The following is an 18,107-nucleotide window of genomic DNA, read 5'->3' as shown; positions in this document are numbered from 1 at the left end:
ACAGAAAGCTTCTCCACGAGCATAGCAAAGAGCCCACAGCTTATGAAAACAGTGGACTCTTTGCGTAAATGTATATTCGATCTTAAAATGAAATCGCGCTCAATTAATTCTTTTTGCTACGTACTTCGAAGATGGCAAATTTCAGGTAATGACCTTCGTCTACGCCCAAAATTTGCGGGTGATCCTTACCGGCCGCTTTCCAGTCGATTAGACGCAGTATTTTGCCTGCATCTTCGGCTGCATCCGCAATAGTTTCCAGGAAGAGATCCGGACGCATGTGGTATGAACAGCTTGCCGTTACTAAATACCCACCCTCATTCACCAGCTTCATTCCTTGCAGATTGATATCCTTATATCCACGGCATGCGCCTTTGACTGCTGATTTCGTTTTGGCAAAGGCTGGTGGATCGAGGATAACCACATCAAATGTTTTACCACCGGCTGCAAGCGCTTTGGACGTATCCACTTTCTGTTCACCAGCACGTGCACGTACGTTACGCTCATCTAGGCCTTTCACCTGTTCACGCAAGTATTGGAATGCATCCGCAACGACAAATTCGACCCGATCAGTAAAACCGTTCAGCTCTACGTTGGTACGTGCACTTTCAATCGCATGTTCTGAGATATCAAGACATGTTACTTTTTTTGCTCCATATTTGCAGGCGTTCAATGTGAAGCTGCCTGTGTGGGAGAAACATTCCAGCACAGTGGCCCCATCCCAATAAGGGAACGTCACAACCTTGCCACTTTTATTCACAGGAAGCAACTGCTGCGTACCATCCTGCTCAGCCTGTTGGAGCGTAATACCACTCTTATAACCCCAACCCTTCATAAGTGGTTCAATGGCTGCACGATTCTCGCGTTGGTCGAAGAAGTACCCTGTCTTCTGACCTTCCACGATATCCACCTTAATAAGCAATCCATTCTCCGTTACCGTGACATGACGAGGGCACTCCCCGTACAATGGTCCCTTCGTCTGCTCCAAACCTTCCAGTTCACGAATGGATACATCACTGCGTTCATAGATGCCTTCCGGCTGCATCACTTCAATTAGAGCTTGTACAATCGCTTCGCGGCAACGGTCCATGCCGAGTGTGAGCAATTGAACAACAAGGATGCTGCCAAAACGGTCAACGATCAGTCCTGGCAGGAAATCAGCTTCCCCATAAACGAGACGGTATGCCTCTCCATCCTGGATAAAACGCTCCCGGTGGCGCAAGCAATCGCGGAAACGCGCTGCAAAAAACGCGGTGTCCATCTGTTCAAACTCCAAAGGTTGATACGCCACGACTCGAACTGTGATTTGAGATGCAGGATTATAGTATCCCGTCGCAAGATAGCGACCTTGGTGATTCAATACATTGACCAGATCTCCCGGTTCGGGGTTTCCTTCAACAGAGGCAATTTCATTGTTATATATCCATGGATGTGCATGTTCAAGCCGCTTTTTGCGGCTGCGTTCCAGTGTAACTGATGGCAAGATAGATCCACTTCTTTCATAGTTAGTTGTTGAAAAGATAGGTTTGGTGCAAAGGTGACCGCTACGGGGATGGATTGGACTTTCGATCGCTGTTGTCTCCAGATTTTTCTGATTCCCTTTCTCAAAAGGGAAAATCCGGAGACAAAGGCGAACGCTTCGCTTCTACAGTTCCAATTCCATCCCCTCCGCTACGTTTGCAGAATCTCCGTATCTTTTGAATAGGGGCGCGTTAATTTGGGTGTCCGCTTCGGGGATGAATCGGACTTTCGATCGCTGTTATCCCCAGATTTTTCTGATTCCCTTTCTCAAAAGGGAAAATCCGGAGACAAAGGCGAACGCTTCGCTTCTACAGTTCCAATTCCATCCCCTCCGCTACGTTTGCAGAATCTCCGTATCTTTTGAATAGGGGGTGCGGTATTTTGGGTGACCATTAAGGAAACTTCTCGGTCTTTCAGACGCTGTTGATTCCAGAATTCCGTTAGCCTGTCATGGTTGTCCTTATTTACTCATAGGATGAGAATAAGGATATGCACGGAAGGAATGATGTTAACTCATGTTCAGAGATGTTGTGCTGCCCCTATTATATGGGCTTCTTATCTTTTTTGGCGGGATGAAGCTGATGGAAACAGCCTTACAGCGGATGGCCGGGCCCATGCTGGCTGGATGGCTGGGCCGGGCTACCTCTGCTCCCTGGAAAGGCATGGCTTTTAGCGCGGGCGCTACAGCCCTGCTGCAAAGCAGTACTGCCGTCACCGTACTCACCATTGGATTGGCGAACGCCAGATTGATTACTTACGGACGCACACTTGGCATTATTCTTGGCACCAACATCGGGACGTGCCTGACCACCGAGTTGGTCGGATTGCAGATTGGGCGTGTTTCCCTGCCTCTGCTTGCCTTGTCTCTGACAGGCTGGGCCGTCTTTGTTGTGCTTGGTGAACGAAATCAGTTCGCTCCTGAACGCACACGCCGGACACTGTTTACGATGCAATACAGCTTTCTCGCGTCAGCCGGATTTGCCCTCGTCATGACAGGCATTCAAGTGATGCAATCCATTGCCGTACCCCTGCGTAGTATGGGTGTATTCCAGTGGTTTCTGGATCGATCAGCAGACAGCTTGTGGTGGGGCTTTCTGGCAGGTGCCTGTCTGACGGCCCTAATTCATAGCAGCGCAGCTGTCATTAGCATGGCGATTACGCTTGCAGCCACAGGCGTACTTCCTGTGGAGATCGGCATCGCTATTGTGATCGGGTCGAACGTGGGGACCTGTATCACCGCCGTGATTGCTGCCGCTGGCGGAGCATCCGCAGGCAAATTTGTCGCAGCCTCCCATGTCGTATTAAACATAGCGGGAGCACTGCTGTTTATGCCGCTGATCGGCCAGCTGCACGCAGCTTCGGCCTGGCTGTCAGCGGATAACGGGGCACAGATTGCGCATGCCCAGACCCTTTTTAACGTCACCAGTTCACTGCTTGCCTTGCCATTCTGTTACTTGCCGATTTGGCACAAAAAACCACCGGTCTCCACCCCAGTGGCGAAGTCACCCGTGGCCTGATGCTCAAAACGCTCTTAACAAACAGTAGCGATACGTCACGCAATAGAAAATAGTTATACGTTAATGCCTAATTTGTTCAGTGCCACACGTAAAATGTCATCGTTATTATCGTATCCACTTTGCTGCTGTCTGGACCAAGCTTCTTTCGGAGTGTACCAATCAACACCTTTGATTTCTTCAATCTGAGGCTGCAGGTCGCCGCTTTCCGCTTCAACGAGATAATAATGAACTTCCTTATCCACCGGACCAAACTCTGCATGCTGATACGTATAGGCGATGATATCGACGGGTTCTACTATTCGGCCAACCATGCCTGTCTCTTCCAGAATCTCACGTAGTGCAGTCTGCTCCACCGTTTCTCCATCTTCCATTTTGCCCTTGGCGAGAGTCGTTTTGCCGTAGCGATCTACAATCAGTTGAATTTGAAGCTTTCCGTCTTCTCCCGTGCGGTAGACGACTCCGCCTGCCGAAATTTCTTTTCTGTTCATGTTACTCTCCCCCATTACGGAATTGTCTTCATCTTTTTTTGGAAAAAGAAGGACCTCATCTCCACGGGTACGCTCCCCAAGGAAATGAAATCCTTGTTTCTGACGCCTCGATTACATCGCTGCGGACTTGAGATTTTCTTCCAACACACGAACCAGCGTAGCCTGGCTTTCATTCACACCCGCCTCGGTCACTTTGACACGGCATACTTTGCCTACCATATCCATGGAACCATCAAAGACCAGCTGAATGTAATTGTCACTATAACCGTGCAGTTTACCACTGCCTTCACGGCCCTTGGCTTCACCTTCAGGAATGACATCCAGTACTTGCCCCACAAACTGTTTGGCGTATGCCAGTTGCATTTGCTCGGATAGATCAATTAGTTCATGCACGCGTGCATTTTTAACTTCCTCATCCACCTGATCCTCCATACGCGCTGCCGGTGTTCCGGTCCGCTTGGAATATGGGAATACGTGCATTTCGGAAAAACCGATTTTCTTCATCAGCTCGTAGCCGTTACGGAACATCTCATCCGTCTCACCCGGGAACCCAACAATAACGTCGGTTGTAATCGCTACATCCGGCATCGCTTCCCGAATGCGAAGCATTTTATTGTAAAACTCTTCGGTCGTATATTTACGGCGCATACGTTTCAGTACGGTATCATCACCCGCTTGCAGCGGAATGTGGAAGTGCCGCACAAGTTTGTCTGAACGTTTGATCACATCTAGCATCCGATCATCAATCTGACTGGCTTCAATCGAACTGATCCGAATACGCTCCAGGCCCTCTACTTTATCCAAGTCCCATAGCAGATCTGTCAGATCGTAATTCTCCATGTCATCCCCGTATCCACCAGTATGAATGCCTGTCAGGACAATTTCCTTGTACCCGGCGTGCACCAGTTGATGAGCCTGTTGGATGATGCTATTTGCTTCCCGGCTACGGGAAAGTCCACGTGACCACGGAATAATGCAGAACGTACAGAAGTTATTGCAGCCATCCTGAATTTTCAGAAATGCACGGGTACGATCGGCAAAATCCGGTACGTCCATCTCTTCAAATACCCGCGTTTTCATGATGTTGCGCACAGCATTGACGGGCTGACGTGATTCCTGAATTTCATTGACATATGGCAAAATTTTGTCCCGATCCTGTGTACCGATAACAAGATCCACACCAGGGATGTCCAGAATCTCTGCCGGAGAAGTTTGCGCATAACAGCCTGTAACGGCTACAATCGCATCCGGGTTGCGCCGAATGGCACGACGGATAATCTGGCGGCTTTTTTTGTCGCCGGTATTGGTTACTGTACAAGTATTAATCAAGTATACATCCGCTGTCTGTTCGTCAAAGTCTACCTGATCGTATCCTTCGTTTTTGAACAATTGCCAAATCGCCTCTGTATCATAAAAATTAACTTTGCAGCCTAAGGTGTAAAACGCCACGGATGGCATAATTACATTCCCCCCATTTCTCCGGATTCATATAAGACGCAAGTTAGCGCCGCCATTCCAGCTGTCTCGGCCCGCAAGATGCGTTTGCCCAGTCCAACGGATACAGCACCCGCCTGATCGGCTTCAATCGTTTCCCTCTCCGAGAATCCGCCCTCAGGTCCAACAACGATCAACACTTCTGCACTCGCACCAGGTGCAAGCTGCTCCACAAACGGCTTCAAAGCGTCTCTTAACTGCTTGCCATTTTCCTTTTCATAACAATAACATACCAGACTGTAGCCCTCAAAAGAAGATAGCAGCCCTTTCCAGGAAAGTGGCTGCTCGACGGATGGAATGCGGTTCCGATGGCTTTGTTCAGCGGCTTCCTTGGCGATTTTGCGCCACCGCTCCAACCGTTTGCCTTCTTTCTTGGCATCATATTGCACAATCGTACGCTCAGACAGGAAAGGAACAAAGGAAACCGCTCCGATCTCTGTACATCTTTGAATGACCGTCTCCATCTTATCGCCTTTTGGCAAGCTTTGAGCCACGGTTACACGTATACGCGCTTCATGGTCCATTTCGAGAGATTTCACAATATTCGCTGTTACTTGCTGGGCTTCGATGCTTTCAATCTGCACCAAAGCTTCTTTGGAGTTTCCGTCACTGACAATCAGTTTATCTCCAGGTTTACCACGCATCACTTTGCCGATATGGCGTGCATCATCACCCGTGATGACCACGGAATGTTCATTAAACTGTTCTGCAGATACAAAATAACGCTGCATTAGTCTGTCCACCCATTCTATCCTGTTATGACTGGAATTCACCCCGCCTGATGGCCGGCGTGAATCCAATCGCCACAGATGATCATACAACTTTTATGTCCTTCTGACCAGTATTTCAGTCCCATACACTATACGTTTCTAACGATATAAACCGATGATTAGCCTTGCCAGATCCAGATACATATTCTGGGCAAATTGATATAAAGGTTGAATCGTCGCATTTTGCAATGGAGGAATAACAAGGATCAACAGGAAAATAAATATGGACCATTGCTCTACCCCTTGTAGTTTGCGGCTGATTGAAGGCGGCAGAATATCCTCCAGAATTCGATATCCGTCCAATGGAGGTAACGGAATAAGATTAAAGAGAAAAAGGAAAAAGTTCGTCAGGTTAAATATGGAGAAAAACATGGAGATTGCCGTAAGCAACCGTTCATTCTCAATGCCACCCAATGCCCCCGAACCAACCAGGGACGCATAGATTATCGTACCGATGATCGCGAGCAGCAAGTTACTCACAGGCCCTGCTACAGATACAATGACACCCATTAATCTCGGTTTGTCGAAGTTCGCCCGATTCACTGGAACAGGGCGTGCCCAACCAAAACCGGCAATAAGGAGTAGCAACACACCAAACAAGTCAAAATGTACAACTGGATTCAGTGTAACCCTGCCCAGCAGCTTGGCTGTTGGATCGCCGAATTTGTTGGCAAAATAGGCATGAGAGAATTCATGCACCGTAAAAGCAATCAGAATCGCCAACAGGAAAAACGGCAGTTGATCCAGCGGATAACGAAAGAACGAGTTTAAGTCCATCGGTTACCTCTTTCTGGCCACAAACGCGACCCAGTCCTCATCGCGGTGCACCGAACTTATTTCGAAGCCGGAAGCAACGAGCGCATCATGGACAAGCTGCTCTTTATTTTTCCAGATGCCTGAAGTAATGTAAACGCCGCCAGACTCAAGCGCATGATAGACATCATCCACAAACAGCATAATAATCTCAGCCAAAATGTTGGCAACGATAACTTTCACCGGAAGCTTCACGCCCAGCGCAGGGTCCTGACTGCCCAGAACAGACAGCAGATCACTCTCTTTCACCGTAATTTGTTGTCCCAGCCCATTCAGTTCCACATTTTCCTTGGCACTTGCTACCGCAACCGGATCAAGGTCCAGCGCGAGCACATGTTTTGCTCCGAGATGGACAGCTCCAATAGCCAAGATGCCAGAGCCTGTACCCACGTCAATGACTTCCTCGCCACCCTGAATGACCGATTCCAGTGTACGCAGACAAAGCGAAGTGGTTGGATGTGTTCCTGTACCAAACGCCATGCCTGGATCAAGCTCAATAATTTTCTCATTTGGGCTTTCCGGTGTATACTCTTCCCATGTCGGTTTAATGGTTAGACGTTCCGAGACACGTACTGGCTTGAAATATTGTTTCCAGGCGTTCGCCCAGTCATTTTCATCCACTGTTCGAGTCTCAAAACGAACCTCCCCCGTTTGGATATCGAATTCGGAAAGTTGCTCAATGCGTGGACTTACTTCAGATTGCAATGCATCCATGTCCGTACCTTCGGAAAAGTATCCTTTAATGACCGCAAAGCCTTCAGGAATATCATTCAATGGAAACTCGTACAACTCGCCATACGTTGTATCCCGCTTTTTATTTAAAGTACCGGACTCTTCAATTGAGACCCCTCCAGCACCCGCTTCATGTAAAAAATTCGAAATCATCTCCACAGCTTCTTCTGTGGTATGTATTGTTAGTTCATGCCATAACATACTTCGTTTTTCCTCCTCATTTTTCAAACATCCCAACCATTGTACTACACAAGCGAGCAGGAGTACAAAACCGCAGCAGTAAAAGAAACAACAAAAACAGGATACCCGCAGCCTGACTGCTCGAATACCCTGTTTTAATTATGACTACACTCGATTAACTTGTTAGCAAAAGCGTCCACCATTCTGGGTAATCATCTCTGCAGCTTGCGGGAGAGAGTCACTGGATACGGATACTGTCAGCAAGATTTCTTGCTTGGGCCTGCCTTCAGAGCCAGCTTCCGGATCGTCATACACTTGTCCACCCGACAATACTTCGGTCTCGTCGCTAATAAGGGAAAGTACATTCAGCTCACCACTGAATCCCCCAATCACGGCCATGGTTGAGTTATCTGTGCTCTCAGCCGCTCCCCGATCCACTGAAGACGATGTGTCATTCAGACTCTCGATACTCAATTGGTTCGGGTGCAGCAATTCCAGAGCTCTGCGTGCAGATTCAGCCTCGGACCAGCTTGTAAACACTGCTTCGATAATCACTGCAGAGCGACCTTCAGTCATGAATCTCCCGACCCTGACGACGATCGGCCGCTTCACTGCGGCGCAAAGCCTCTATATCTTCATGATCCGCAGCTTCGGCACTGAATTCCACATCCTCATTTTTGGCGGACTGCATTCTCTTCATCTTTTCCGTTTTCGTCAAAATCTTGCCTGGACGTTCATGTTCTGCCATCGTTATGCTCCTCCTTCAAAATAGGTATCTATATAAAATGAACTAATACTTGTTACACTGTACCACTCCGACTGTAGTACCATCCTCCGATCGCTGTTATCCCCAGATTTCTTCATCTCCCTTCTTAAAGGGAGAAATCCGGTGATAGCGTATGCTTCCGAAGTAGCTTTCTTGCGAAAGCTTTCAGGCGAACGCTTCGCTTCTTCAGATTGGTTCTACAATCTCCGTTAAAGTGTAATGCTCTGTCCATCTTATATAGATTTGGTGAAACTAAATCATACCGCCGGCTTGTTCGATAATGGATAGGGCACGGTGATGTACTGCCTCGTCAACGACGACGGTTAGTAGTACATCTCTGCCTGTCGGACCCTCTTGTCCGCCATCGCTCATACCGCTCGCAGAAGGATCTGCTGCCGCCATGATTCCCGCGCTGGCATTTGTGCCTAGAGCACCTGGTACCCAGGAAGAAAAGCTGCCTGATACGCCTGGTGTATAAGATGCTCCGCTTGGCCCGACACCCGCATAACGACTGAATCGATTGATAGACAGGTCTTCCACTCGTAATGCCTCCAGTTTTTTGGCTGCCCCTTCCGCTTGCTCCGGGCTATGGAAATAAGCCAAAATATTTTTTTCGGTCATCCGGTTCACCTGCTTCCCTAGTTTCGGCACATCAGTAAACCACTGAATGCTCATGTCTGGTATCTTTCCGCAAGCGCGCCCATATTATGCAAAAAAGGACACCCTGCGGAAAAACCGCTGTGGTGTCCTTTTTTTAAATTAATGATTAAGACTCAGTCTCCACGGAAAGCCCGTTTCACCCGGTCAAAGAAGGATTGCTCGTGCTCATGAGTTTGTTCTCCATCCAGCGCAGCAATTTGGCGAAGCAGGTCTTTCTGCTCGTCATTCAGCTTGCTAGGCGTAACGACAACGACTTTCACATGCTGATCCCCTTGCCCCATGCCGCGCAGGCGTGGTACGCCTTTGCCTTTGAGACGGAAATACGTTCCTGTCTGTGTACCGGCAGGTACTTTTAGCTTCACTTTCTCAGACAGCGTTGGAATTTCAATCTCATCTCCCAATGCGGCCTGAGCAAAGGTAAGCGGAATTTCGCAATAGATATCATCGCCTTCACGCTCGAAGAAATCATGTGATTTCACACGGATGACAATATACAGATCTCCTGCTGGTCCTCCGCGCAGACCACCTTCACCTTCACCAGTCATACGCAATTGAGCGCCGTCATCTACACCCGCTGGAATGCGAACATGAATTTTGCGTTGTTTGCGCACTTTACCGCTGCCGCTGCATGTTGTACATTTTTCCTTGATAATTTGTCCAGAACCATTACAGTTCGAACAAGCACGACGGTTGACCATACGGCCAAACGGTGTATTTTGAACCACTTCCTGTTGACCACTACCTTGGCAGACGGAACAGGTTTCTGGTTTAGTTCCTGGTTTCGCACCTGAGCCATGACAAGTATCACAGCCTTCGGTACGAGGAATGGTAATGTCAGTTTCCTTACCGAATACCGCTTCCTTGAACTCAATCGTCATGGTGTATTGCAGATCGTTCCCCCGTTGCGGAGCATTTGGATCACGTCGTCCACCGCCGCCACCACCAAAGAACATATCGAAGATGTCGCCAAAGCCGCCGCCGCCGCCAAAATCGCCACCGCCGCCGAATCCGCCCTGATTTGGATCAATATGACCGTATTGATCATACTGTGCCCGCTTCTGACCGTCACTGACTACATCATAAGCTTCTTTAACTTCCTTAAACTTGGCTTCCGCGTCAGCAGCCTTGTTTACGTCAGGGTGATACTGACGGGCAAGCTTGCGGTATGCCTTTTTGATTTCCTCGTCGCTGGCATTTTTGCCGACGCCGAGTACCTCATAATAATCACGTTTTTCAGCCACTCTTCCACCCCCATATCATTCACCATATCGCACATCGTGACAAAAGGAAAGCCAAAGCACGGGAGCCCCGGCTATGACTTTCCCTTCGATCCGAACGTCACCGATGATTAATTCACAAGAAATCGTGAATTAGTTTTGTTTTTTATCTTCATCTACAACTTCGTAATCAGCGTCTACAACGTTGTCACGTTTTGCAGAACCCTGTTGCTCGTCAGCACCTTGAGCTGCTTGCTCTTGAGCCTGTGCTTGCTCATACAGTTTTACAGACAGTTGTTGAACGATCTCTGTCAGTTCTTCTGTAGCGGCTTTGATGTCTTCCAGATTGTCGGAAGCCAGAACGCCTTGCAGTTTTTCTTTTGCAGCATTCGCTTTTTCAACTTCACCTGCGTCAGCTTTTTCGCCAAGATCTTTGATCGTTTTGTCAACAGAGTAGATCAGTTGATCTGCGCTGTTTTTCGCTTCAACGAGTTCTTTGCGTTTTTTATCTTCTTCAGCATGCAACTCAGCATCTTTCATCATTTGCTCAACTTCAGCATCGCTCAAACCGCTGGAAGAAGTGATGGTGATTTTTTGAGTTTTATTTGTACCTTTGTCTGTTGCAGATACGTTAACGATACCGTTGGCATCAATATCGAAGCTAACTTCGATTTGTGGAACGCCACGTGGAGCTGGAGGGATATCTCCCAGCATGAAGCGACCGAGTGATTTGTTACCCGCTGCCATCTCACGCTCCCCTTGCAGAACATGAATCTCAACGCTTGGTTGGTTGTCTGCATAAGTGGAGAACACTTGGGATTTGCTTGTAGGAATCGTTGTGTTGCGCTCGATCATTTTAGTGAATACGCCACCCGCAGTTTCAATACCCAGGGACAATGGAGTTACGTCAAGCAATACAACGTCTTTCACGTCACCTGTCAGTACGCCCGCTTGTACAGCAGCACCCAAAGCTACAACTTCATCCGGGTTAACACCTTTGTGAGGGTCTTTACCTGTCAGTTTTTTGATTGCTTCCTGTACTGCAGGAATACGTGTGGAACCACCAACCAAGACGATTTTGTCGATATCGTTAGCTGTCATTCCAGCATCGCTCAGTGCACGACGAGTTGGTTCCAGCGTACGCTCAACCAGACCAGCAGAGATTTCTTCGAATTTCGCACGGCTAAGGTTCAACTCCAAATGTTGAGGAACGCCATCAGCCACAGTAATAAACGGCAGGGAAATAGTTGTAGTCAATACGCCGGAAAGTTCTTTTTTCGCTTTTTCCGCTGCATCTTTCAAACGTTGAACCGCTGCTTTATCTTTACTCAAGTCAATGCCTTGATCTTTTTTGAACTCACTTACGAGATAATCAATGATTACTTGGTCGAAGTCATCGCCACCCAGTTGGTTATCACCACTAGTTGCTTTAACTTCGAAGAAGCCGTCACCCAGTTCAAGGATGGATACGTCGAATGTACCGCCACCCAAGTCATATACGAGAATCGTTTGATCTTCGGATTTCTCCATACCGTATGCCAAAGCTGCTGCTGTTGGCTCGTTGACGATACGCAGAACTTCCAGACCTGCGATTTTACCTGCATCCTTTGTTGCTTGACGCTGGCTATCATTGAAGTAGGCTGGCACTGTGATAACCGCTTGAGTTACCGTTTGACCCAGATAAGCTTCAGCATCGGATTTCAGTTTTTGCAAGATGATTGCAGAGATCTCTTGTGGAGAGTAATCTTTGCTATCGATTGTTTCTTTGTGGGATGTACCCATATGACGTTTGATTGAGATGATCGTACGATCTGGATTTGTGATCGCTTGACGTTTAGCCGTTTCACCGACAACGCGTTCTCCATCTTTTTTGAACCCCACTACGGATGGGGTTGTACGTGCGCCTTCCGGATTTGGAATAACGACAGCCTCGCCGCCTTCCATAACCGCTACGCATGAGTTTGTTGTTCCTAAGTCAATACCGATTACTTTGCTCATCGGAAAATTTCCTCCCTCGACAATTTAAATGGATCAGATTGATCCTTATTTGTATTTGTTGTTCCTAATCGTGCTCTATGTGTGTACTAACCTTTATATTAAACTTCGGTGGCATCGTACAATCAAGAGTGAACTCAATTCATTCTGTAATCGAAATTATGAGCTAACTTTGACCATAGCCGGACGAAGTACTTTATCCTTCAGCATATAGCCTTTTTGGACTTCCTCGACAACGGTACCTTCTTCATACTCGTCGCTCTCCACTGACATAATCGCCTGGTGGAATTCAGGGTTAAACGGTTGTCCTACCGTATCCATTGACGTCAGACCTTCATTGTTCAGCACAGTCTCCAGCTGACGGAAGATCATTTCGATGCCTTTGGAGAAGGACTCGACTTCAGTACCTTCCGGTACAGTAGCCATGGCACGCTCGAAGTTATCAATGACCGGCACCAGTTCGGTGACCAGCTTCATCGAAGCGTATTTCGCCAGTTCTTCTTTTTCTTTTTGTGTACGACGACGGAAGTTATCAAAATCAGCTTGCGCACGGACAAAACGCTGTTGATGTTCCTCAGCTTCCGCCTTCAAACGTGCGATCTCATCTTGCTCCTGATCTGTCATCTCTTCCGCCTGTGCTTCTGCAGCTCCGGCTTCGTTGACAGGCTCCTGTTCCGCTGCTGTAGTTGCTTGTTGTTCCTGTTCTTCTGCTGCGAATGATTGCTCCTCTTTCAAGATGTTCACCTCCTTATAAGAATGAAATGCTTCATTCCCTTATTTGAAGCGATGCGTTAGCATGGCCGTCAAATCACGGGATAATGTATTTAAAATATGAATGACACGTGCGTAATCCATTCGCGTAGGTCCCAAAATTCCGATGGATCCCAAAGCCTCTCCATCCAATGAATAGGATGCCGTTATCAGGCTGCAATTGGCGAAGGCTTCATGATCATTCTCGGTACCTATTCGCACCTGAATACCAGATCCACCCTGCACGGGCATCATCAATTTCATGAGTGTTGGTGTCTCATCCAGCAGGTCAAGAATATCTTTTACCTTTTCAATATCTTTAAACTCTGGCTGGGTCAACATATTGGTGGCACCACTAAGGAACAGACGATTGTCATGCTCGTTGTCAAAGGCACTGTTCAGCACCTGCATGACTTCCTCATAACGTGTAATATGCCGTTCCATCTCTTGCCCAAGCTCGGTGTAGAGACGAGACTTTAATTTGTAAATTGGCACGCCAACCAGCTTGCTGTTTAATAAACGAACTACATTCTCCATCTCCGCTACCGAAATTTCGGGTGGAATCTGAACTGTCTTGTTCTCCACCTGACCCGTGTTCGTTACGATAATGGCTACAGCCTCGTTTTCATTAAGCGGAAGCAGTTGAAAATGACGAAGTGACGTGTGAAAAACTTCCGGTCCGAGCAGGATCGAAGTATAATTCGTCATATGTGACAAAATGACTGAGGCATGCTGAATAACTTGTTCCATCACGTTCAGCTTTTCTGCGAAAAATGACTTCAGGTCGTCCAGCTCTTGTGGCTCCACCTGATTCCAGGGAACCAAATGATCGACATAATATCGATAGCCTTTGTGTGAAGGTATGCGTCCTGCCGATGTATGCGGCTGTTCCAGAAAGCCCATATCTTCAAGGTCCGCCATTTCATTACGGATCGTCGCCGGACTGTATCCAACATCTCCCCTTTTGGAAATGCTCCGGGACCCTACGGGCTCAGCTGAACGGATATAGTCATCCACTATAGCGTTCAGAATCATTCGTTGACGCTCTGTTAACATGGTGAGTATTCCCTCCTTCTGACTGTACTGTCCCATGTCGTTAGCACTCCGGTTAGATGAGTGCTAAGCGGTAATACAAAAATACCAAAATGACGTGAGCATTGTCAAGTCAGTTTGATGAGTACGCTCATCTATTTATAGTATAGACCAATGTCTCCAAGACATAACAACTTTACTGTACAGCTCATGAATTAAAAAGAACCGCAGGTGAGATAGAGTATACTCGGCTCAATCCATACGGTTCATTCATTTATCAGGCTGAAATATTCAACTCTTTCAATACAGCAATCTCATCACAGCAATCTTGTTTGCTGCAATGAACACAGTCGGTCCATACTTTTTCCGGGAAAATCTCCTTATTCACCACGGCAAAACCGTTTTTGAGAAAAAAGGACACTTCATACGTCAATGCCATGACCTTGGGAATTTGCTGCTTCTCCGCTTCCTCTACCAGTCGGTCCAGCAATAGTGAGCCAATGCCCATGCCTTTGTGACCTTCGGAGATACCGAGCGATCTGACTTCCACCAGATCATTTCCCAGACGGCAGAGAGATCCACAGCCTACAACCTGACCATTCACTTCTGCTACAACAAAGTGCTCCAGCTGCCGTTGCAGTACTTCCCGTGAACGCGGAAGCATGATCCCACGCTCTGCATAGCCCTTAATCATTTCAAATAATGGTTCAACATCTTCCGGTACGGCTTTTCTGCATATGGCCGACATCCAGCTCTCCTCCTATAAGAAGCTTTCCAGAGGAAAGCCGACTTCGTAGTTGTATAAATTACACGCTCTGTAAAATCAATATGAATAAATATACAACAGAGCGTATAGAATTTCAAGCTACGAATTCAGCGATATAGACCCGATAAACTCGGCAAAAACGTCATTTCCGAACAGGATGCCCTGCTCACTAAGCCGGAAGCCGTCTGGCGTCTTCTCCAGCAGTCCTGCATTCAGCATTTTACCCAAAGGCTTCGCAAACACTTCCTCCATAGGCTCCCCGAACTGATCGCTAAACCGCGAGGATGAAGCACCTTCCAGCATTCTCAACCCTACCATCAGATAATCTTCCATTGCCTCGGCGCGACTGATCTCAAAATGATCGAGACGCGGCAGACCTCCTTTGGAAGCTTCAACATACGGGTTTATACCTTTTATATTCATATGGCGTTCGCGGCCTACATATCCATGTGCACCTGCACCGAGACCGTAATAATCCTCATTGCGCCAGTACGTGATATTGTGACGGCTCTCAAAGCCGGGTTTGGCAAAGTTACTGATCTCGTATTGTCCGTAACCTGCTTCTTTCATACGTTTCATTAATAGAAGATACATTTGCAACTCGTCGTCTTCATGAGGAAGCGGTAGCTGGTTCTTCTGATACAACGTATGGAAAAGAGTATTCTCTTCCACCTTCAGACTGTAAATGGAGTAATGCGGCAAATCCAGCTCCAGCGCTTTATCGATACTCTCGTTCAACATCTCGACGGTCTGGTTTGGCAAACCAAACATCAGGTCAATAGACAAGTTATGCAGTCCTGCTGCTCGGGCATTTTCTAAACTGCGGTATACATCATCTGTATTATGAATCCGGCCAATACCTGTCAGCAGATCATTTTGAAAAGCCTGTACTCCAAAGCTGACGCGGTTTACTCCGCCTTCTTTCATAACCGCAAGCTTTTCCGCGTCCGTCGTACCCGGGTTAGCTTCCATTGAAAACTCAATATCATCTGCCCAGTTCGGGAAATAGGTCTTAACGGACTTCAGGAATACGGCCATTTCATCCGGTTTCAGTGCAGTCGGCGTGCCGCCGCCCACAAATATGGTTTTGATTTCTCCTGGCGGATTTGCTTTAACCGTATGTTCCATCTCCCGTTCCAGCGCTTCAAGGTACTGCATAACAGGCTGGTCCTTCAATACATAGGAGTTAAAATCGCAGTAAAAACATTTATTTGTGCAAAAGGGAATGTGAAGATACACCGCTTGGGGTGCACCTGTTTTCCGGCTGTGTGCTGCCAATGTCATGGCAAGTCCCCCTCTATTTGAAAAAAGGAAAGCCATCCGGCTTCCCTTTCAGCTTGGTTTATTGGTTATTCCGTGTTGTACTTACGTTTGCAAGCAAACGTCTTACAATTCAATTTTGATACACACATTCTGTGCTGTACCCAAAAATCCGTTCATCCTTTCATACACAAATTATTGATGTACCGAAAGGGTTCACGTGACGTTTGCAAGCAAACGTCTTTTTAAACGCATTCTCCGATAACAAAATTTGATGTACTCAGAGATTGCGTTCTTAATCATCAATTTTCAGCACCGCCATGAATGCTTCCTGCGGCACCTCTACGTTACCAACCTGTTTCATCCGCTTCTTACCTTCCTTCTGCTTCTCGAGCAGTTTCCGTTTCCGCGAGATGTCACCGCCATAACACTTGGCAAGTACGTTTTTACGCATTGCTTTTACCGTTTCACGAGCTACAACTTTGGTACCTACAGATGCCTGAATTGGCACCTCGAACATTTGCCGTGGAATCAGCTCGCGCAGCTTCTCACAGATAATGCGTCCGCGGTTATACGCACGGTCACGGTGAACGATGAAGGACAAGGCATCGACTTGCTCACCATTGAGCAAGATATCCATTTTCGCCAGATTAGACTGACGATAACCGGACAGCTCGTAGTCGAAGGATGCATATCCTTTGGTGCTTGATTTCAACTGATCGAAGAAGTCATATACAATCTCGGACAACGGGATCTCATACGTAATGGTAACCCGAGTTGTGTCCAAATATTCCATATTCACATATTCACCGCGTTTATTCTGACAAAGCTCCATAATGGTACCTACATAATCATTGGGTACGATAATCGAAGCTTTAACATACGGTTCTTCAACGTAATCAATTCTTCCCACCTCAGGATAGTTGGATGGGTTGTCAATCTGCATAACTTCACCATTGGTCAACGTCACGTGGTAAATTACGCTTGGTGCAGTCGTTATCAATGGAATGTTGAACTCACGTTCAATCCGCTCCTGGATAACATCCATGTGAAGCAGTCCAAGGAATCCGCAACGGAATCCAAAACCGAGTGCACTGGAAGTCTCCGGCTCAAAGCTGAGCGATGCATCGTTCAACTGCAATTTCTCCAACGCTTCACGCAGGTCAACGTAATCCGATGTTTCAATCGGATAGAGACCGCAGTATACCATTGGATTAATTTTGCGGTAACCCGGCAAAGGTTCAGGTGTTGGATTTTTGGCATCTGTCACCGTATCCCCGACTTGTGTATCACCCACATGCCGGATACCTGCAACGATAAATCCAACATCACCTACGTTCAGCTCGTCCACGATAGTCATGCGAGGTTTGAACGCTCCAACTTCAATGACTTCAAACGTTTTGCCTGTTGCCATCATTTTGATTTTGGAACCTGATTTGATTTTGCCGTCTACAACACGTACGTAAACAATTACGCCTTTGTATGGGTCATAGTGAGAGTCAAAAATCAGCGCTTTCAAAGGTTGGTCAGGATCACCTTGTGGAGCAGGAACACTTTGCACTACTTGCTCCAGAATCTCTTTGATACCGATACCCGCTTTGGCTGAAGCCAAAACTGCATTGCTTGTATCCAATCCAATGACATCTTCCACTTCCTGTTTAACCCGATCCGGATCAGCACTTGGAAGGTCAATCTTGTTAATTACCGGTAAAATTTCAAGATCATTATCTAATGCCAGGTACACGTTAGCCAGCGTCTGGGCTTCAATACCCTGAGCCGCATCCACAACCAGCAAAGCACCTTCACATGCAGCAAGGCTGCGTGATACTTCATATGTGAAGTCTACGTGTCCAGGCGTATCAATCAGATTCAACAGATACTCTTCGCCGTCATCGGCTTTGTAAGTTAGCGCTACCGCCTGCAGCTTGATCGTAATTCCACGTTCGCGTTCAAGTTCCATTTGGTCCAATACTTGTTCTTGCATTTCACGTGTAGTTAGCGCACCTGTGTACTCCAAGATCCGGTCCGCAAGTGTTGATTTGCCGTGATCTATATGTGCAATAATTGAAAAGTTACGAATTTTACGTTGTCTTGCCCGAATGTCAGTCATTCCTTACCCCCAGAAACAGCCTAGTGTCAATCACTTCAT

General features: G+C 47.3%; 17 protein-coding genes. 1 reads left to right on the top strand and 16 read right to left on the bottom strand.

All coding sequences use genetic code 11. The features are described 5' to 3' along the window. Nucleotides 1-103: 103 nt before the first annotated feature. Complete coding sequence (locus MHB84_RS21620; RefSeq protein ID WP_076288080.1) at nucleotides 104-1,480, bottom strand: class I SAM-dependent rRNA methyltransferase; 1,377 nt, start codon at nucleotides 1,478-1,480, stop codon at nucleotides 104-106. A 553-nt stretch (nucleotides 1,481-2,033) separates the two neighbouring features. Between MHB84_RS21620 and MHB84_RS21615 the strand changes: the two genes are divergently transcribed. After that, a complete protein-coding gene (locus MHB84_RS21615) occupies nucleotides 2,034-3,035 on the top strand; it encodes a Na/Pi cotransporter family protein (protein WP_076288079.1) in 1,002 nt (333 codons plus the stop codon). Nucleotides 3,036-3,088: 53 nt separating this feature from the next. On the opposite strand, the gene MHB84_RS21610 is transcribed toward MHB84_RS21615, so the two are convergent. The 15 genes from MHB84_RS21610 to lepA form a co-directional block, all read right to left on the bottom strand. Then, a complete protein-coding gene (locus MHB84_RS21610; protein WP_076288078.1) occupies nucleotides 3,089-3,523 on the bottom strand; it encodes an NUDIX hydrolase in 435 nt (144 codons plus the stop codon). 111 nt (nucleotides 3,524-3,634) lie between these two features. Continuing rightward, nucleotides 3,635-4,981, bottom strand: coding sequence for a tRNA (N(6)-L-threonylcarbamoyladenosine(37)-C(2))-methylthiotransferase MtaB (gene mtaB, locus MHB84_RS21605; protein WP_063567295.1), 1,347 nt, complete (start codon nucleotides 4,979-4,981; stop codon nucleotides 3,635-3,637). A 2-nt stretch (nucleotides 4,982-4,983) separates the two neighbouring features. Next, nucleotides 4,984-5,748, bottom strand: a complete 765-nt coding sequence (locus MHB84_RS21600; RefSeq protein ID WP_076288077.1) for a 16S rRNA (uracil(1498)-N(3))-methyltransferase — start codon at nucleotides 5,746-5,748, stop codon at nucleotides 4,984-4,986. Nucleotides 5,749-5,886: 138 nt separating this feature from the next. Beyond that, entirely contained in the window at nucleotides 5,887-6,564 is a 678-nt protein-coding gene (locus MHB84_RS21595) for a site-2 protease family protein (protein ID WP_076288076.1), read from the bottom strand. 3 nt (nucleotides 6,565-6,567) lie between these two features. Continuing rightward, nucleotides 6,568-7,533, bottom strand: coding sequence for a 50S ribosomal protein L11 methyltransferase (gene prmA / locus MHB84_RS21590; RefSeq protein WP_076288075.1), 966 nt, complete (start codon nucleotides 7,531-7,533; stop codon nucleotides 6,568-6,570). 162 nt (nucleotides 7,534-7,695) lie between these two features. After that, nucleotides 7,696-8,088, bottom strand: coding sequence for a hypothetical protein (locus tag MHB84_RS21585; protein WP_076288074.1), 393 nt, complete (start codon nucleotides 8,086-8,088; stop codon nucleotides 7,696-7,698). Further along, complete coding sequence (locus tag MHB84_RS21580) at nucleotides 8,081-8,260, bottom strand: YfhD family protein (RefSeq protein WP_024628492.1); 180 nt, start codon at nucleotides 8,258-8,260, stop codon at nucleotides 8,081-8,083. Before MHB84_RS21580 ends, MHB84_RS21585 begins: the two co-directional genes overlap by 8 nt. 270 nt (nucleotides 8,261-8,530) lie before the next feature. Then, complete coding sequence (locus MHB84_RS21575; RefSeq protein ID WP_063567301.1) at nucleotides 8,531-8,899, bottom strand: hypothetical protein; 369 nt, start codon at nucleotides 8,897-8,899, stop codon at nucleotides 8,531-8,533. A 152-nt stretch (nucleotides 8,900-9,051) separates the two neighbouring features. Further along, on the bottom strand, nucleotides 9,052-10,179 hold the full coding sequence (dnaJ, locus tag MHB84_RS21570) for a molecular chaperone DnaJ (RefSeq protein ID WP_076288073.1): 1,128 nt from the start codon (nucleotides 10,177-10,179) through the stop codon (nucleotides 9,052-9,054). 129 nt (nucleotides 10,180-10,308) lie between these two features. Then, a complete protein-coding gene (dnaK, locus tag MHB84_RS21565; RefSeq protein ID WP_076288072.1) occupies nucleotides 10,309-12,153 on the bottom strand; it encodes a molecular chaperone DnaK in 1,845 nt (614 codons plus the stop codon). Between the two features lie 156 nt (nucleotides 12,154-12,309). Then, nucleotides 12,310-12,885 (bottom strand): nucleotide exchange factor GrpE, encoded by a 576-nt coding sequence (grpE, locus tag MHB84_RS21560; protein ID WP_076288071.1) that lies wholly within the window; start codon nucleotides 12,883-12,885, stop codon nucleotides 12,310-12,312. A gap of 39 nt (nucleotides 12,886-12,924) precedes the next feature. Further along, on the bottom strand, nucleotides 12,925-13,956 hold the full coding sequence (gene hrcA / locus MHB84_RS21555; protein WP_076288070.1) for a heat-inducible transcriptional repressor HrcA: 1,032 nt from the start codon (nucleotides 13,954-13,956) through the stop codon (nucleotides 12,925-12,927). Nucleotides 13,957-14,209: 253 nt separating this feature from the next. After that, entirely contained in the window at nucleotides 14,210-14,680 is a 471-nt protein-coding gene (locus MHB84_RS21550) for an N-acetyltransferase (protein ID WP_063567287.1), read from the bottom strand. A 117-nt stretch (nucleotides 14,681-14,797) separates the two neighbouring features. Continuing rightward, a complete protein-coding gene (gene hemW, locus MHB84_RS21545; protein ID WP_024628499.1) occupies nucleotides 14,798-15,982 on the bottom strand; it encodes a radical SAM family heme chaperone HemW in 1,185 nt (394 codons plus the stop codon). 271 nt (nucleotides 15,983-16,253) lie between these two features. After that, entirely contained in the window at nucleotides 16,254-18,068 is a 1,815-nt protein-coding gene (gene lepA / locus MHB84_RS21540) for a translation elongation factor 4 (RefSeq protein ID WP_076288069.1), read from the bottom strand. Between the last annotated feature and the right edge of the window lie 39 nt (nucleotides 18,069-18,107).

The organism is Paenibacillus sp. FSL F4-0087, assembly GCF_038020215.1.
Lineage (GTDB): Bacteria > Bacillota > Bacilli > Paenibacillales > Paenibacillaceae > Paenibacillus > Paenibacillus taichungensis.
The sequence above is the reverse complement of the archived record's forward strand: the minus strand, read 5'-3'. Positions and strand labels throughout refer to the sequence as shown.

Bases quoted from the DNA above. Each gene is read 5' to 3' on its own strand.
- hemW (WP_024628499.1), bottom strand. From the start codon at position 15,982: ATGACATTGGCAGCACACAGCCGGAAAACAGGTGCACCCCAAGCGGTG.
- MHB84_RS21575 (WP_063567301.1), bottom strand. From the start codon at position 8,899: ATGACCGAAAAAAATATTTTGGCTTATTTCCATAGCCCGGAGCAAGCG.
- mtaB (WP_063567295.1), bottom strand. From the start codon at position 4,981: ATGCCATCCGTGGCGTTTTACACCTTAGGCTGCAAAGTTAATTTTTAT.
- MHB84_RS21595 (WP_076288076.1), bottom strand. From the start codon at position 6,564: ATGGACTTAAACTCGTTCTTTCGTTATCCGCTGGATCAACTGCCGTTT.
- MHB84_RS21550 (WP_063567287.1), bottom strand. From the start codon at position 14,680: ATGTCGGCCATATGCAGAAAAGCCGTACCGGAAGATGTTGAACCATTA.
- MHB84_RS21615 (WP_076288079.1), top strand. From the start codon at position 2,034: ATGTTCAGAGATGTTGTGCTGCCCCTATTATATGGGCTTCTTATCTTT.
- hrcA (WP_076288070.1), bottom strand. From the start codon at position 13,956: ATGTTAACAGAGCGTCAACGAATGATTCTGAACGCTATAGTGGATGAC.
- prmA (WP_076288075.1), bottom strand. From the start codon at position 7,533: ATGTTATGGCATGAACTAACAATACATACCACAGAAGAAGCTGTGGAG.
- dnaK (WP_076288072.1), bottom strand. From the start codon at position 12,153: ATGAGCAAAGTAATCGGTATTGACTTAGGAACAACAAACTCATGCGTA.
- MHB84_RS21585 (WP_076288074.1), bottom strand. From the start codon at position 8,088: ATGACTGAAGGTCGCTCTGCAGTGATTATCGAAGCAGTGTTTACAAGC.
- lepA (WP_076288069.1), bottom strand. From the start codon at position 18,068: ATGACTGACATTCGGGCAAGACAACGTAAAATTCGTAACTTTTCAATT.
- MHB84_RS21580 (WP_024628492.1), bottom strand. From the start codon at position 8,260: ATGGCAGAACATGAACGTCCAGGCAAGATTTTGACGAAAACGGAAAAG.
- MHB84_RS21610 (WP_076288078.1), bottom strand. From the start codon at position 3,523: ATGAACAGAAAAGAAATTTCGGCAGGCGGAGTCGTCTACCGCACGGGA.
- MHB84_RS21600 (WP_076288077.1), bottom strand. From the start codon at position 5,748: ATGCAGCGTTATTTTGTATCTGCAGAACAGTTTAATGAACATTCCGTG.